Here is a 14,764-nt window from a genome sequence, read left to right on the forward strand (position 1 = left end):
GACGCCGCCGCCGCGGCGGGCGCCGCGCTCCGGGTGGTGGAGGAAGCCCGTCCCGCGCGCACCGTGGGCGCGGGCGTCGCGGCCGCCGGCGGGGTGGACGGGGACACCGCGGACCGGCTGCGCGCATGGGCCGCCGACCTGCTCGGCGACCGCGCCGACCGGTGGCTCGGCGTGCACGACGCGCTCGCCCGGCACCGGGGCACCCTGCCCGAACTGCTGGCCGCCGTACCGCCGCCCGCGCCGCCGGCCGCCCCCGGCGAGATCCGCCCGCCCGCGCCCCGCAGCGTCCACGCCACCCTCGCGCTGCTGCTGGAACACGCCCGGCCCGAGCAGGCCGCGAAGGCCCTGGCCGTCCTGCCGGCCCGCACCCGTGACGGGCTGCTCGCGGGCGGCTCGCTCCCGGGCCCGGCGCTCGTCACCGCCGTCACGGAGCACGGCGACCCGCAGGACCGGGCCGCCCTCGCCCGCCACACCCGGCTCGACCCCCGCGTACTGGCCCGGCTGCTCTCCGTGGGGGACGCCGCGGTGGCGGCCGCCGTCTACCGCAACCCGCGCAGCACCCCGTCCCTGCGCCGCGCCCTCGTACGGAACCTCGCGCGCGTCCCGATGGACGAGGGACTGCGCGCCGAGCTGACCGACGACTCGCGCCTGATTCCGGGCACCTGGCTCACGCCCCTGCTCACCTCCGGAGACCCGGAGCTCACGGTCCGCGCGCTGAGGAGCCTGCAGACCCGCGGCGCCGTCCAGCGGCACGCGCTCGTCCGTATATGGGAATCCGCCGGGCCGGAGGCGGTCGAGGCCCTGCTCGACGGCCCGGACGTCCTGCGGCACCTGACCACGCCCGTCTGCACGGCCGTCCGGAAGGCCCTGGCCGAGGAGGACGGCTCGGGCAACGGGCTGCGCGGCCTGCGCGAGGGCGGCGAGCCCTACGAGGACCCCGCCCGGCTGCCCGCCCTGCTGGCCACCACCCGGGGCACGAGCAGCCTGAGCGCCCTCCTGTCCGAACCGTACGCCCACGACATGGCGGCCCTCGCCGAGACCCACGCCGAGACCCCGTTCATGCCCAAGGCCTGCGAGGAGCTCGCCCGGCACGAGGCGGCGGACGACGCCCAGCGCCTGGCGTTCCGGCTGAGCGTGCTCAACGAGCCCTGGCGCGCCGGCGGACGGCGCGCCGGCAACGCGGAGCCGCCCGAGCGGCGACTGGCCCGGGAGCGGCTCGACGCCTCGGCCGCCCAGTGGGCCGAGGGCATGGCCGCGGCCGGACTGCTGGACCCGGCCGAACTCATCCGCACCGCACGCCCCGCCGTACACGCGGCGGACGCCCTGGCCCGGCTCACCGAGCGGAACCTGCTCGGCGACACCACCCTGGACGAACTCCGCACGCTCACCGACACCCACCTGGGGGACCGCCCCGAGGCCTGGGCCGCCCTGGACGCCGAACTGCCCGCACACCAGGGCACCCTGAGCGAACTGATCACCCGGGCGGGCAAGGCGACACCGCCTCATCCCACCGAACCCGCATCGGCGAAGCCGAAGGAAGACCGGCCGGCCCCGGACGGGCAGACCGCCGCGGACGAGCGGACCGTCCCGGAGGAAGAAGGGCCCCGGGTCCCGACCGGCCCCCACGAGCGGGCCGCGCTCGCTGCCCTGGACCTCCTGTACTCCCTCGCGCCCGCCGGGGCGCCGCTGCCCGCCGACGCCGACACCCTGGGCTTCCTGGCCCACCACCGGCAGGAGGACGCCCCCGGCCTGGCCACCCCCGAGTGGCTCGCCCGGGCCTGCGCGGGCGCCGGTGTGGAGCCGCCCGGCGGCTCCTGGCACAGCGCCCCCACCGCCGCCGAGGCCCGCGCCGAGCACCCCCGCTCCTGGGGCAGCAGCGCCCGGCTCACCGAACTCGCCTACACCCAGGGCATCCTCCCCGCGGACGAGCTGCCCGGTCTGCTCCCGGCGCAGCACCTGCTCGTCCTGCCCCACGACTGGCGCCGCCTCGCCTTCGCCGGGGCATGGCGGGCCGCCGTCGCCCGCCTGCTGCGCGCCGAACTCGGCGCCGACCCCGACGGATGGCTCCGACTGGCCCGGACGGTCTCGGCGGCCCCCCTGACGGACGCGCGGGCGGACGCGGACGGACCCACCTGGGCGGAGCTCCTGCGCCGGTCCCGCACCTCCGCCGTCCCGGAGCCCGAGGCGCCCCCGCTGCCGGAGCGCCGCTCGTGGGGTGCGCTGAGCAGCCCCCCGCAGACCCCGGACGAGGCCCTCGGGCTCCTGGAGCGGGGCAACCGGCACTGGATCTGGCCGATGGGCACCCTGCTGTCCCTGGCCGACGCCGACGTCGTCGACGCGGTCCTGCCCCGCCTCGGCCCCGAGGGACCCTGGCTGCTCGCCGCCTACCTGCTGCGCCACGACCGCTCCCCCCGCGTCCTCCTCGACCGCCTGCTGGAGGGACGCGATCCGCGGGCCCTGCGCGTGCTCGCCTCCCAGTCGCGCCGGCTCCCCGAGGACGTGAGGGAACGACTGGTCGGCCTCGACGATCCCGAGGTGGACCTGACCCTGCTGCGCAACGGCACCGCCGCCCGCCTGGCCCGCCGTATCGTCACGCGCCCCCACGACCGCACCAGCGCGCGGGTCCTGGCGGAGCTGCGCGCCGACCCGTCCGCGTCCCTGCCCGGCGGCTCGCTCTGGCTGCACTCGCGCGAACCCGCCCTGATCGAGGAGGTCTTCGCCCGCCAGGGCGCCGACCTGGGCTTCGCCGAGCAGGCGGTCGGCTGCCTCGCCCTGGCGGAGCACGGAGGTGCCACCCGGCTCGCCGCCCTCGTCGGCAGGGACCTGCTCGGCCAGGCCGCCGCCAACCTGTGCGCCAAGGCACTGGCGTCGGACGACCCGGCCGCCGTGATCCGGGCCCGGGTCGCCCGTGAACTGGCCCCCGCCAGGCTCGTCAGCCGGCTGCGGCGGACCCCGCAGCACTGGCGGACCACGGGCACCGTGCTGTCCCTGCCCGGCGGGGTCGACTGGCAGGCCCTGGCCACCGCCCACGAGGAGGAGCCGCTCCCCAACTGGAAGTTCCTGGTCAACCTCCCGGGCGCGCCGGCCGCGATCCGGCTCCGGTACGCCGCCCTCCTGCACGAGCCGGGAGGGGACGGGCTGCCCGACGGCCCCGAGGTCACCCGCGCGCGGGCCCGCCACGGCCTGGCCGGCATGTACCACTGCCCGCCCGTCATCCAGTTCGACGGCCTGCTGGCCTCGGGCCACCTGACCGGGGACGACCTGCTGTACACGGCGGCTCCGGCGGCGCAGGTCCTCGCGTACCTGGGCGCGGCGGCCCGCCGCGCCGACGCCCCGCCGCAGGCGCGGGCCGCCCTGACCGGCCTCGCCGGCCTCGTCGGCACCCGCCTGGCGGCCGACCCCGCAGCCTGGAGCAGGGTGGTCTCCCGGCTCACGGGCGGCGACCCCCACTGGGACCCCGTCTCCCCGGTCGCTCCCCTCCTGGCCTGAGGGCCGATGTGTACGTCATGTGAAGAAATGTCATTGGGGGCGTTCGGGTGGGAGTCGCAGCCGCCCGCAACCGAATGCACAGAGTAATAACTCATCACAGCCAGTAACTACACTCGGGAGGTTCGATGGACACCGCACCGACGTACGCACTGTCATCCCGCATGCCCCGCTGGGCGCTCGACCCCTACAGGTTCCCCGGGCTGGAGGACCTGGAGGAGGCCGAGGCGCTCGGGGAGCCAGGGGGCTCGCCCGCCCCGGCGCCGGCCGGAAAGCCCCACCGGCCCGCGCGCTGACCCGAGCCCCCGGGGACGGATCCGCCGGCCCGTCCCCGGATCCGCCGGCCCGTCCCCGGGACCCGCCGCATCGCGAATCACCCGCCGCCGCGCACCGCAGGGGATTACGATCTCGATCGGACGGTCCCGTCCCGCGACCGCCGCCCGCCTGCACCCGTGGAGGTCAACCGTGTTCCGCACGGCCGAAGGACACCGCAGTCAGCGCAACAGCAGCCCCCGCGACCACGGCGGCCGCTCCCGCCTCCGCGGAGCGGCCTGCGCCGCCGCCGCGGCGGGCGTGTTCCTCACCGCGGGCTGTTCCTCCTCCGGCGAGAGCGGGCCCGGCGAGGCCGCCGGCGGCGTGCCCGTCGTCGAGAAGGGCAAGCTCACCACCTGCACCCACCTGCCCTACCCGCCCTTCCAGTTCGAGCAGAACGGCAAGGTCGTCGGATTCGACGTCGCCCTGATCGACCTCGTCGCCCAGAACCTCAAGGTCGAACAGAAGATCCTCGACACCCCGTTCGAGAACTTCAAGACCGGTGCGTTCCTGAACTCCGGCCAGTGCGACCTCGCCGCCGCCGGCATGACCATCACCGACGAGCGCAAGAAGAACGTCGACTTCTCCATCCCCTACTTCGACGCCACCCAGGCGCTGCTGGCGACCAAGAAGAGCGGCATCACCTCCCTCGCCGACGTCAAGGCCAAGTCGGGCAAGCTCGGCGCCCAGGCCGAGACCACCGGCGAGAGCTACGCCAAGAGCCAGGGCTTCAACCCCGTCGCCTTCGAGAGCTCGGACGCCGTGCTCAACGGCCTGCGCACCGGCCAGGTCGACGCGGTCGTCATCGACTACCCGGTCGTCCAGGGCTGGCTCAAGGACAAGGCGAACGCCTCCCAGTTCGTCCTCGGACAGAACATCGAGACCGGGGAGAAGTACGGCTTCTCGGTGAAGAAGGGCAACGCCGCGCTCCTCGCCGCGATCGACAAGGCCATCACCACCGCCAAGGCCGACGGCACCTACAAGAAGCTCTACGAGCAGTGGATCGGCCCGCTGCCCCAGGCAGCGTCGTGACCTCTCGGCTGACCCGGCGCCAGCGGCGCCGCGTCTGGCAGGGCGTCCAGTACGCGGTCTTCGTGGCGGCGCTGGTCCTGGTGGGGGTCCTGGCCGACTGGGACAGGCTGCAGAACCAGTTCGCGCAGAAGGACCTGGTCCTGCGGCTCTTCCCGCAGATCATCACCACCGCCCTGCGCAACACGGTGGTGTACACCTTCTCCGGGTTCGCCTTCGGCCTGGTGCTCGGGCTGGTCATCGCCATGATGAGACTGTCGTCGGTGGCCCCCTACCGCTGGGTCGCCGGCGTCTACATCGAACTCTTCCGAGGCCTGCCCGCCCTGCTCATCTTCATCTTCGTCGGCGTCGCGGTGCCCCTGGCGTTCCCCGGCACCGCGATCCCCGGGGGCACGTACGGGAAGGTCGCGCTGGGCCTCGGCCTGGTCGCGGCCGCCTACATGGCGGAAACGATTCGGGCCGGCATCCAGGCCGTGCCCAAGGGGCAGATGGAGGCGGCCCGCTCGCTCGGCTTCTCCCACGGGCGCGCCATGGTGTCGGTGATCATCCCGCAGGCCTTCCGCATCGTCATCCCCCCGCTCACCAACGAGCTCGTCCTGCTGTTCAAGGACTCCTCGCTGGTGCTGTTCCTGGGGGTGACCCTGGAGGAGCGGGAACTGACGAAGTTCGGCCGGGACCTCGCCAGCGAGACCGCCAACTCGACCCCGATCCTGGTCGCGGGCCTGTGCTACCTCCTCGTGACCGTACCGCTGAGCTTCGTGGTGCGCCGTCTTGAGGCCCGCGCGGACAAGGCCACGTGAGGGGCAGGACACGATGTCACGGACGACGGGAACGGCGGCGGACACCATGGGCGCGGAGCGCGCGGAGATCGAGATCCGGGGACTGCACAAGTCCTTCGGCGACAACCACGTACTGCGCGGCATCGACCTGGACGTGGCCCGCGGCGAGGTGGTGTGCGTGATCGGGCCCTCGGGCTCGGGCAAGTCCACCCTGCTGCGCTGCGTGAACCTGCTGGAGGAGCCGAGCCGCGGCCAGGTCTTCGTCGGCGGTACGGAGCTCACGGACCCCGACGTCGACATCGACGCCGCGCGCCGCCGCATCGGCATGGTGTTCCAGCAGTTCAACCTCTTCCCGCACGTGAGCGTCACCGCGAACCTCACCCTTCCGCAGCGCCGGGTCCTGGGCCGGGACAAGGCGAAGGCCGCCGCCGTCGCCCGGGAGAACCTGGAGCGCGTCGGCCTCGCCGGGAAGGCCGACGCCTACCCGGCGCAGCTGTCCGGCGGGCAGCAGCAGCGCGTGGCGATCGCCCGGGCCCTGTCGATGGGGCCGGAGGTGATGCTCTTCGACGAGCCCACCTCGGCCCTCGACCCCGAGCTCGTCGGCGAAGTGCTGTCCGTGATGCGGGTGCTGGCGGGGGAGGGGATGACGATGATGGTCGTCACCCACGAGATGAGCTTCGCCCGGGAGGTCGCCGACCGGGTCGTGTTCATGGACGGCGGGGTGATCGTCGAACAGGGTCCGGCGGAGCAGGTGGTCACCCGGCCGACCCAGGAACGGACCCGCGACTTCCTCAACCGCGTCCTGGACCCGGCGGCCGTCGAGGCACCGGGCGCCGACGAGGGCGGCCACCGGACGGAGGGCGGGGAGCCCGGCCCGCGCGGGGACGGCTGAGCCCGCACCCGCCGCTCAGCCCACCGCCCGCACCGGCCGCCACAGCAGGTAGGCGCCGGCGGCCGACACCAGCAGGGCCATGCAGGCGATGAACACCAGCCCCGCGCCCTCCAGCCCGACCGGACCCACCAGCAGCCCCACACCGATCACCGGCACCGAGATGCCGAAGTACGCCACCACGAACAGCGTCGAGATCACCGCGGCCCGCCGGTCCTCCGGCGAGGCCCCGGCCACCGCGGCAAGCGCCCCGCGGAACGCCAGCCCCTGCCCGCACCCGCCGACCAGCGCACTCAGCGCCACCAGCACCAGCAGGTCCCACCGAAGCGCACCCGCGAGCAGCGCCAGCCCGGCCAGCAGGCCGGCGCAGCCCAGCGGCAGCGAGCGGCTCACCCCGACCCGGCCGACGGCCAGCTGTCCGACGGTCGAGGAGAAGAAGGCCAGCGCGACGACCGCCCCGCTGACGGCGTGGTCGCGCACGTCCAGCGACTGCGCGAGGAACGCCGGACTGACCGAGGTGAACACCCCGAACAGCGCGAACCCCACGAACGAGGCGATCGCCGCGGGCGCGAACACCGGGCGCACCGGCGCGGGCAGACCGGGCCGCTGAGGCCGTACGGCACGCAGCGGGCCCCGCTCCCGTACGGTCTCGGGCAGCCGCAGCAGGACGGCGGCCGACCCGGCCACCAGGACGAGGTGCACGGCGAACGGCAGGTACAGCGGCCAGGGGGCGTACTGCGCGAGCACCCCGGCGAGCAGCGGACCGCAGCCGAGGCCGCCCATGTTGGCGGCCGTCGCGACGAACGTGGCCCGGGACCTGCCCCCGTCCGGGGCCAGTTCGAGGACGTAGGCCGTGGCGGCCCCCGTGAACAGCCCGGCGGACAGCCCCGACAGCAGCCGGCCCGCGTACAGCCAGGGCAGGCCGTCGGCCGACAGGAAGCAGACGGCACTCGCCGCCGCGCACCCCAGGCCGGTCAGCAGCACGGGCCGCCGGCCCACCGAGTCCGAGGCGTTGCCCGCCAGCAGCAGGACACCGATGACCCCGAAGGCGTACACCGCGTAGACGACCGTCACCGTCAGCTCGGAGAAGGAGAACTTCTCCTGGTACAGGCCGTAGAGCGGAGTGGGCAGCGTGGTGCCGATCATGCACACGGCGAACACGGCCCCGCTGAGCAAACACTGGCGCCACCCTCGGCGATCACCGTCCATGCCGCCGAAGGTAACCCCGCCCGCCGCCCGGGCCGGGCAGGTCGCCGCCGTCAGCGGGGTCGTGTTCGGCTGCCACCGCGCCTCCGTCCGGTGAGCGGGGTCCTGAAACCCGTTCTGCAGCGGCCCTCCGGCGCGGTGCGAGCCGGGTTCGAGCCGGGCTGCGGGTGGCGCTGGCACCGTAACGACGGAGACACGGGGCGGAGGGCGGACGCACTCCACCGCCGCTCCGACGCGGGTGCGGCGGTCCTGCCGGGACCATCCGTCCCGCGAGCGCACGAAGCCTGCCGACCGGGAGGCCGAGAAACAAAGGAGTTCCCCTGGTGAAGATCGTTTTGATGTCGGGCAGTACCCGACGGGACTCGCTGAACACCACCGTCCTGGAGACCGTGCGCCACATCCTGGCGGGCCTTCCCGGTACGCACGAGACGGTGGCCCTCTCCGTCGCGGAACTGCCGTTCTACGAGGCCGGGCTGGAGCTCGCCGACGGCTCGCCGGCGGTGCGCGCGGCCAAGGAGCTGGTCGCCGGCGCCGACGTGCTGTTCATCAGCACCCCCGCCTACAACGGTGCGATGCCCGGCGCGCTGAAGAACGCGCTCGACTGGCTGTCCCGGGCGGAGGGCGCGACCCCCAGCCCGCTGACCGGCAGGGTGACGGCCGTGACCAGCGCCTCCCCCGGAGCGCGGGGCGGTCTCGACGCGCAGCCGGGTCTGGTCGCCGTACTCGGCCGCTGCGGGGCACGCGTCGTCGAGCACGAGCCCGTCGGCGCCGCCCGCGCCGGCGCGCTGGAGGTCGAGGACGGGCGCTTCACGGAGCCGGAGCTCGTGGCCCGGCTGGAGAGCCTGGTCCGCGCGGCGCTCGCCGCCGTTCCCGCGGGCGCGGAGGTGCTGGTCTGATGGCCCGTGACAAGGAGCCCGGCCTGCTCCGGATCATGAAGGAGGACCTGGACGTCGTCGTCGCCCAGGACCCCTCGATGCGCAACCGCCGCGAGGCGCTGCTGCACGCGGCCCTGCCCGCCCTGTGGGCCCACCGCGTCGCCCACCGCCTGCACCGGCGTGGCATGCGCATGACGGCCGGGCTCATCGCCTGGCAGGCGCGCCGCAAGACCTCCGTGGAGATCCACCCCGGTGCCGTCCTCGGCCGGCGGGTGTTCATCGACCACGGCGCGGCCGTCGTGATCGGCGAGACCGCGGTGGTCGGGGACGACGTGACCATCTACCACCAGGTGACCCTGGGGGCGGTCGGCTGGTGGAGCGACAACAAGCGGCCCGTCGGGGAACGCCGCCACCCGGTGGTGGGCCACCACGTCGTGCTCGGCACGAACGCGACCGTCCTCGGCCCCGTCACCATCGGCGAGCACGCCGTCATCGGAGCCCAGGCCCTCGTCAACAAGGACGTCCCCCCGGGAGCCCGCGTGCTCGCCGCCACAGCCGTGATCAAGGCGGTCGGCGAGGAGCCGCAGCCCATGGAGGACGTGTACGCGGTGATGGCCTCCTCGGGCTCCTGGTAGGCCCGCCCCGCCGCCCCCGCTCCCCTCCCCGCCTCGCACACCCCCCCACGAAGACTGCATCGGCGTACGGGCGGACCGTACGAACACCCCCGACACGCAGCCGCACGACCCGACTTGTGAGGAACACACGTGGAAAGCCGTAAGACGCGCCCCATAGCCGACAGCATCGAGGACCTGATCGGCTCGACCCCGCTGATCCGCCTGCACTTCGACGACACGGCCCCCGGCACCCAGGTGCTGGCCAAGCTCGAAGCCGCCAACCCGATGTCCACCAGCAAGGACCGCGCCGCCCTCTACATGCTCCGGGCGGCCGAGGCGCGTGGCGAGCTCACGCCCGGCAGCGGCACGGTCATCGAGGCGACGTCCGGCAACACCGGCATCTCCCTGGCCGCCCTCTGCGCCTCCCGCGGCTACCGCTGCGTCATCGTCCTCCCGGACAGCGCCACCGTCGAGCGGATCGCCCTGCTCAAGGCCCTGGGCGCGGAGATCGTCCAGACCCCGCGCGAGGAGGGCTACCGCGGCGCGATCGCCAAGGCCGAGGAACTGCACGCGCAGACCCCCGGCTCATGGTTCCCCCGCCAGCACGAGAACGAGGACAACGCGCGGGCCCACTACGAGACCACCGGCCCGGAGATCTGGGCCGACACGGAGGGCCACGTCGACGTCCTGGTCTGCGGCGTGGGCACGGGCGGCACCCTGAGCGGCACGGCCAGGTACCTCAAGGAGCAGAACCCGTCGGTCCTCGTCGTCGCGGTCGAGCCGGAGAACTCCCCGGTGCTCTCCCAGGGCGTCGGCGGCCTGCACCGCATCCCCGGTCTCAACGGCGGCTTCGTGGCCGCCACCACCGACGTCTCGCTGATCGACCACGTGGTGACCGTCACCGACGAGGAGGCGCTGACCGCCGCCCGGCAACTGGCCCGCACCCAGGGCATCTTCGCCGGGGTCTCCTCCGGCGCCGTCGCCCACGCCTCCGCCCGGCTGGCCGCCCACCCCGACTACGTCGGCGCCTCGATCGTCACCCTGCTGCCCGACACCGGCGAGCGCTACCTGAGCCTGTGGGACGAGGAGGAGGCCCCCGCCGCCGCCCAGCAGACGGCCGGGCAGCCCACCGCCGCCCGCCGGCCCGCCGACCGGCCGGCGGCGCCCCAGCGGCCCGTGGCCCTGACCTCGAAGTCCTGAAACCCCCACCGGACGAGCTCCCGCTGCCCGACGCCCCCGGACCCCAGGTCCGGGGGCGCGCCGCCTTCGAAGCCCCCTCCGCGCCCGCGCAACCGCCGGCGCGCCCGCGGGCGTCCGAGGGTGCGGGGTGGTGTTCATGACGCAGGAGGAACCGCAGGTGCGGTGGCTCGGGGCGGCGGTGCCCGCGGTCGCCGCGGTGCTGGTGTACGCATGGGCCCGCTGGTGTTTCGGCGGATCCGAGGCCCCGTCGGCCACGGTCGCGCTCGTGGGAGGGGCGGCCCTGGTCCTCGGCGCCGCGGCGGTGTACCTCCTGCCGGTCCGCGGGGCCGGCGGCCTCTTCGGCGCGCTCTTCCTCGCGCTGGGGCTGCTGTCGATCGTCGTGGCCGTGGAGCAGACGGCGGTGCGCGGAGAGGTGGCCGTCTGCGTAGTCCGGGAGGTCCACACCAAGGTGGAGCCCTCGTTCGGCGAGGGCGCCACGGAGAAGACCGTGCACCGCCTCGCGCTGGACTGCCCCGGAGGCTACCCCGACGAGCTCAAGGACGCCCCGCCCTCCGTCTCCCGGGGCGCCGAGCTCCGCATCGCCTACGACGCCGGGCGCCGGGTGTCCCCGGCGGTGGCCGGCGCGACCTCGCCCTGGAAGCCGGCCCTGTCCGCCCTGCTGCTCCTCGGCCTCAGTACGGTCCTGGCCGCGGGCCGGAGCCGTTCGCAGGCGTAGTCCCGTCCGGGGAGGTGAAATCGCGCCGCCCGGTGGACAGTTGCGGGAAGGCCTTCTGGACGACGAAATCCGTAGCGAAGCGGCCTTGAAGCCATTGAATCGCAAGTTACCTGCGGGTTTCGCAAACAAAAACATGGCCGCAGACTTGCGCAACCCCGAGGCCTCCGACAGTATCGGCCCCGTTCCGCCTCACCGCGCCCGGACGAGCACCGGCAACCCCGTGCCGTCCCACGCCCCGCGAGCCGCCCGATCCGAGCGGTCGCCCGTACGCGCCCTCCTCCGAGGCACATCCCCCTTTTCGCGACCCTCCGTCGCGCCCCTCTCATTCACCTACCCTCGAAGGCAAGGCAGAGATGGCACCACTGGCCTCGCGCCGACGCGCCACCGTCGCCGACCGGCACCCCGTCGACGTGGTCCCCCCGTTCTCCCAGCTGTCGCTGTACGGCTTCCAGCACGTCCTGGCGTTCTACGCCGGCGCGGTCCTCGTCCCCATCATCCTGGGCAACAGCCTCGGACTCTCCCCCCGGGAACTCGTCTACCTCATCAACGCCGACCTGGTCACGGCCGGCATCGCCACCGTCATCCAGGCCTGGGGCTTCTGGCGGATCGGCGCCCGTCTGCCGCTCGTCCAGGGCGCGACCTTCACGGCCGTCTCCCCGATGATCGCCATCGGGCAGGGCGCGGGCGGCGGAACCGCCGGTCTGCTGGTGGTGTACGGCGCCGTGATCACCGGTGGGATCGCCACCTTCCTGCTCGCGCCGTTCGTCGGACGGCTCGCCAAGTACTTCCCCCCGATCGTCACCGGCGCCCTCCTGACGGTCATCGGCGTGGTGCTCATACCCGTGGCCCTGCAGGACGTGGGCGGCGGCCCCGACCTGGTCGGCAAGCCCGGCTACGGCGACCCGGCGCACCTCGCGTACGCCGGCGGCACCCTCCTCCTCATCCTGCTCGTCTCCCGCTTCGGCGGACCGTTCCTGCGCAGCATCGCGATCCTCCTCGGTCTGGTCGGCGGCACGACCGCGGCCTGGCTGCTGGGCGACGCCGACCTCGGCGCCGTGGAGCAGGCCGACTGGATCGGCGTGAGCACCCCGTTCCACTACGGCGTACCGCAGTTCCACCTCTTCCCGATGCTGGCGATGGTGGTCGTCATGGTGATCACCATGGTCGAAACCACCGGTGACGTGTACGCCATGGGCGAGATCACCGGCCGGGAGGTGGACGGCGAAACGGTCGGCCGCGCGCTGCGCGCCGACGGCGTCGCCACCGTCCTCGGCGGCGTGTTCAACTCCTTCCCGTACGTGGCCTTCGCCGAGAACATCGGTCTGGTCCGGATCTCCCGCGTGACCAGCCGGTTCGTCGTGGTCGCCGCCGGCTTCCTGATGATCCTGCTGGGCCTGGTGCCCAAGGCCGGCGCGGTGGTCGCCTCCGTCCCGCACCCGGTCCTCGGCGGCGCGGCCGTCGCGATGTTCGGCATGGTCGCCACGGTCGGCATCCAGATCCTCGCCAAGGTCGACCTGCGGGAGGAGCGCAACGCCCTGATCCTGGCGCTCAGCCTGGGCGCCGCCATGCTCCCGGCCGTCGTGGGGCCCTTCTTCGACCGGATGCCCACGGGGATGCGGGCCGTCCTCGGCAGCGGCATCACCCTCGGCAGCCTCACCGCCGTGCTGCTGAACCTCTTCTTCCACACCCCGGCCGGCCGTACGGCACGGGAGGAGATCGACTGGGACGCCCTCGCCGACGCCCGGCCGTCGAGGTGATCGCGCCGTGTCCACACCGCCGTTCTCCCCCGCCGAGGCCAGGGCCGCGCGGCTGCGCCTCGGCATGACGCCCGCCCAGGTCGTCGCCGCCATGTCCCAGTTGGGGGTGGACCGCCCGCCGGAGGCGGTCCACGCCTGGGAGGCCGGCGCCGTCCCCCCGTCCGAACCCGAGCTCCTCGCCCTGGCCGACGCCCTGTGGTGCCCGGTCCCGGTCCTCATGGCCGTACGGCCCGGCACCCTGAGGGAACACCGGCTGGCGCGCGGGTTCACCACCGAGCGGCTGGCCCTGCGCATCGGCATGGACCCGTACGCGTACGCCAGGGCCGAGGCCGAACACCACTGGCCCGGCACCGACCGTCAGACCCTGCTCCTCGCGGACGCGCTCGGCCTGCGCTCGGAGGACCTGCTGGACCTCCTCGACCGGGGCACCGAACTCGTCGGCGTGCTGCGCCAGGCCGTCGAAGGCCGGTGGAAGGCGCACGTTCCGGCGCTGGCCGACCTCGCGCAGGCCGACGAACGCCGGGTGGCGGGCGCGCTGCGGACGCTGCACCGGGAGTACACCCGGTTCGACGAGCGCTACATGGGCCACCTCGTCGCCCGCAACGACGACGCCCGGCTCCAGGAGATCGCCGCCGACCGCGCGGCCTGGCTCCGGGCCCTGCCGGCCCGCTTCCGCACCCTCATCGGCCACGGCCCCTGACCCCGGCCGAGGTCCGCAGAGGCGCGCCGGTGCGTCGCCGTCCCCGGTGCCCGCCGCCGCCCTGCATGATGGGCGGGGGCACGGGAGTCCGGGAAGGCGGCGCCGATGTGGGCGGCAGGCGAGTCCTACGAGCCGTACGTCGGGCGGTGGAGCCGTCCGGTGGCCGCGCGGTTCGTCCGCTGGCTGGACGCGGCTCCCGGCGGAAGCTGGCGGGACGTCGGATGCGGTACGGGCGCGGTCACGCGGGCGGTGCTGGACGCGGCCGAACCGGCGACGGTGACCGGGATCGACCCGTCGGAGGGCTACCTGGCCTACGCCCGGGCGCACATCGGCGACCGGCGCGCGCGGTTCGTCCGGGCCGACGCCGCGCGGCTGCCCTTCGCGGACTCCAGCGCGTCGGCGGCCGTCAGCGGACTCGTCCTCAACTTCGTCCCCGACGTACGGCGGGCCGTGGCCGAGATGGTGCGGGTCGTCCGCCCCGGCGGCCTGGTCGGGGTCTACCTCTGGGACTACGGAGAGGGCGGGATGGAGGCCATCCGTGCCTTCTGGGACGCCGCGACCGCCCTGGACGGCCGGGCCCGCGCCCTCGACGAGGCCGTCAGGTTCCCCCTGTGCACCCGGGCGGCACTCGCAGGACTGCTGGCCGGCGCCGGACTCGTGGACGTGGAGACCCGCGCGATCCGCGTACCGACCCCCTTCGCGGACTTCGACGACTACTGGACGCCCTTCCTGGGCGGCCAGGGACCGGCACCCTCCTACGTGGCCGCGCTCCCCGAGGAGCGCCGCGACGAGCTCCGCGAGCGGCTGCGGGCGGCGCTGCCCCGGGCGGCGGACGGCTCGATCCCGCTCCACGCGAGGGCCTGGGCCGCGAAGGGCCACCGTGCCGATTGAACGGCTGCCCGGTACGGACGAGCCAGGCCTGGGCGGCGGCGTCCGGAGAGGCGATCGTTTCCACGTCACTCCGCATCGGGCCGCTGCTCCTCCGGCGGGGCGGACGCCTCCGGGCTGCGCCTGGTCTCCCGCAGGTAGGCCAGGGCCTGCCTCCTCGGCACCTGCCCCAGCAGCCGGTCCTCGTGCGCCCCGCGGCGCGCCTCGTTGCGGGCGTTGACGAGCGCCTCGGCACGCAGCACCAGCAGACCGCCGCACCCCAGGACGGCGGCCGCCGCACCTGGGAGCCGCGCTGGCACACCGCCGCGGCACGG

Annotated in this window: 14 protein-coding genes; 12 read left to right on the forward strand and 2 right to left on the reverse strand. The window is 74.5% G+C overall.

Translation table 11 applies throughout. The features are described 5' to 3' along the window. The 5 genes from AB0F18_RS34530 to AB0F18_RS34550 all read left to right on the forward strand — a co-directional run. Window positions 1–3,489, forward strand: a 3,489-nt coding sequence (locus tag AB0F18_RS34530; protein WP_362067927.1) for a hypothetical protein, incomplete at its 5' end; no start/stop codon positions are given. Between the two features lie 125 nt (window positions 3,490–3,614). Further along, window positions 3,615–3,782, forward strand: coding sequence for a hypothetical protein (locus tag AB0F18_RS34535; RefSeq protein WP_362067930.1), 168 nt, complete (start codon window positions 3,615–3,617; stop codon window positions 3,780–3,782). 277 nt (window positions 3,783–4,059) lie between these two features. Then, complete coding sequence (locus AB0F18_RS34540; RefSeq protein WP_362067966.1) at window positions 4,060–4,830, forward strand: ABC transporter substrate-binding protein; 771 nt, start codon at window positions 4,060–4,062, stop codon at window positions 4,828–4,830. Continuing rightward, on the forward strand, window positions 4,827–5,627 hold the full coding sequence (locus tag AB0F18_RS34545) for an amino acid ABC transporter permease (RefSeq protein ID WP_362067933.1): 801 nt from the start codon (window positions 4,827–4,829) through the stop codon (window positions 5,625–5,627). The genes AB0F18_RS34540 and AB0F18_RS34545 overlap by 4 nt, the downstream gene beginning before the upstream one ends. 13 nt (window positions 5,628–5,640) lie before the next feature. Continuing rightward, the gene (locus AB0F18_RS34550; protein ID WP_362067936.1) at window positions 5,641–6,498 is read left to right on the forward strand and encodes an amino acid ABC transporter ATP-binding protein; all 858 of its coding nucleotides are present in this window, start codon (window positions 5,641–5,643) and stop codon (window positions 6,496–6,498) included. Between the two features lie 15 nt (window positions 6,499–6,513). Here AB0F18_RS34550 and AB0F18_RS34555 read toward each other — a convergent pair whose 3' ends face one another. Further along, window positions 6,514–7,704: an MFS transporter gene (locus AB0F18_RS34555; RefSeq protein WP_362067939.1), complete on the reverse strand. Its 1,191-nt coding sequence runs from the start codon at window positions 7,702–7,704 to the stop codon at window positions 6,514–6,516. A 320-nt stretch (window positions 7,705–8,024) separates the two neighbouring features. On the opposite strand from AB0F18_RS34555, the gene AB0F18_RS34560 reads away from it, so the two are divergent. From AB0F18_RS34560 to AB0F18_RS34590, 7 genes are all read left to right on the forward strand, one after another. Next, on the forward strand, window positions 8,025–8,597 hold the full coding sequence (locus AB0F18_RS34560; protein ID WP_362067942.1) for an NADPH-dependent FMN reductase: 573 nt from the start codon (window positions 8,025–8,027) through the stop codon (window positions 8,595–8,597). Continuing rightward, window positions 8,597–9,211: a serine O-acetyltransferase EpsC gene (gene epsC, locus AB0F18_RS34565; RefSeq protein ID WP_362067945.1), complete on the forward strand. Its 615-nt coding sequence runs from the start codon at window positions 8,597–8,599 to the stop codon at window positions 9,209–9,211. Before AB0F18_RS34560 ends, epsC begins: the two co-directional genes overlap by 1 nt. 129 nt (window positions 9,212–9,340) lie before the next feature. Next, complete coding sequence (gene cysK / locus AB0F18_RS34570; protein ID WP_362067948.1) at window positions 9,341–10,390, forward strand: cysteine synthase A; 1,050 nt, start codon at window positions 9,341–9,343, stop codon at window positions 10,388–10,390. A 136-nt stretch (window positions 10,391–10,526) separates the two neighbouring features. Further along, window positions 10,527–11,105 (forward strand): hypothetical protein, encoded by a 579-nt coding sequence (locus AB0F18_RS34575; protein ID WP_362067951.1) that lies wholly within the window; start codon window positions 10,527–10,529, stop codon window positions 11,103–11,105. A gap of 353 nt (window positions 11,106–11,458) precedes the next feature. Then, window positions 11,459–12,862 (forward strand): nucleobase:cation symporter-2 family protein, encoded by a 1,404-nt coding sequence (locus AB0F18_RS34580; protein WP_362067954.1) that lies wholly within the window; start codon window positions 11,459–11,461, stop codon window positions 12,860–12,862. Between the two features lie 7 nt (window positions 12,863–12,869). Then, the gene (locus AB0F18_RS34585) at window positions 12,870–13,562 is read left to right on the forward strand and encodes a helix-turn-helix transcriptional regulator (RefSeq protein WP_362067957.1); all 693 of its coding nucleotides are present in this window, start codon (window positions 12,870–12,872) and stop codon (window positions 13,560–13,562) included. Window positions 13,563–13,667: 105 nt separating this feature from the next. Then, window positions 13,668–14,453 carry a class I SAM-dependent methyltransferase gene (locus tag AB0F18_RS34590; RefSeq protein ID WP_362067960.1) on the forward strand — a complete coding sequence of 262 codons (786 nt, stop codon included), beginning with the start codon at window positions 13,668–13,670 and terminating at the stop codon, window positions 14,451–14,453. A 65-nt stretch (window positions 14,454–14,518) separates the two neighbouring features. Here AB0F18_RS34590 and AB0F18_RS34595 read toward each other — a convergent pair. Beyond that, window positions 14,519–14,764: hypothetical protein (locus tag AB0F18_RS34595; protein WP_362067963.1), on the reverse strand; the 246-nt coding region annotated here is incomplete at its 5' end.

The sequence above is a fragment of the Streptomyces sp. NPDC029216 genome, from assembly GCF_040648015.1.
Classification (GTDB): Bacteria; Actinomycetota; Actinomycetes; order Streptomycetales; family Streptomycetaceae; genus Streptomyces.

Coding starts and splice junctions, on each gene's coding strand:
- AB0F18_RS34535 (WP_362067930.1), top strand. CDS start 3,615: ATGGACACCGCACCGACGTACGCACTGTCATCCCGCATGCCCCGCTGG.
- AB0F18_RS34550 (WP_362067936.1), top strand. CDS start 5,641: ATGTCACGGACGACGGGAACGGCGGCGGACACCATGGGCGCGGAGCGC.
- AB0F18_RS34555 (WP_362067939.1), bottom strand. CDS start 7,704: ATGGACGGTGATCGCCGAGGGTGGCGCCAGTGTTTGCTCAGCGGGGCC.
- epsC (WP_362067945.1), top strand. CDS start 8,597: ATGGCCCGTGACAAGGAGCCCGGCCTGCTCCGGATCATGAAGGAGGAC.
- AB0F18_RS34575 (WP_362067951.1), top strand. CDS start 10,527: ATGACGCAGGAGGAACCGCAGGTGCGGTGGCTCGGGGCGGCGGTGCCC.
- AB0F18_RS34580 (WP_362067954.1), top strand. CDS start 11,459: ATGGCACCACTGGCCTCGCGCCGACGCGCCACCGTCGCCGACCGGCAC.
- AB0F18_RS34590 (WP_362067960.1), top strand. CDS start 13,668: ATGTGGGCGGCAGGCGAGTCCTACGAGCCGTACGTCGGGCGGTGGAGC.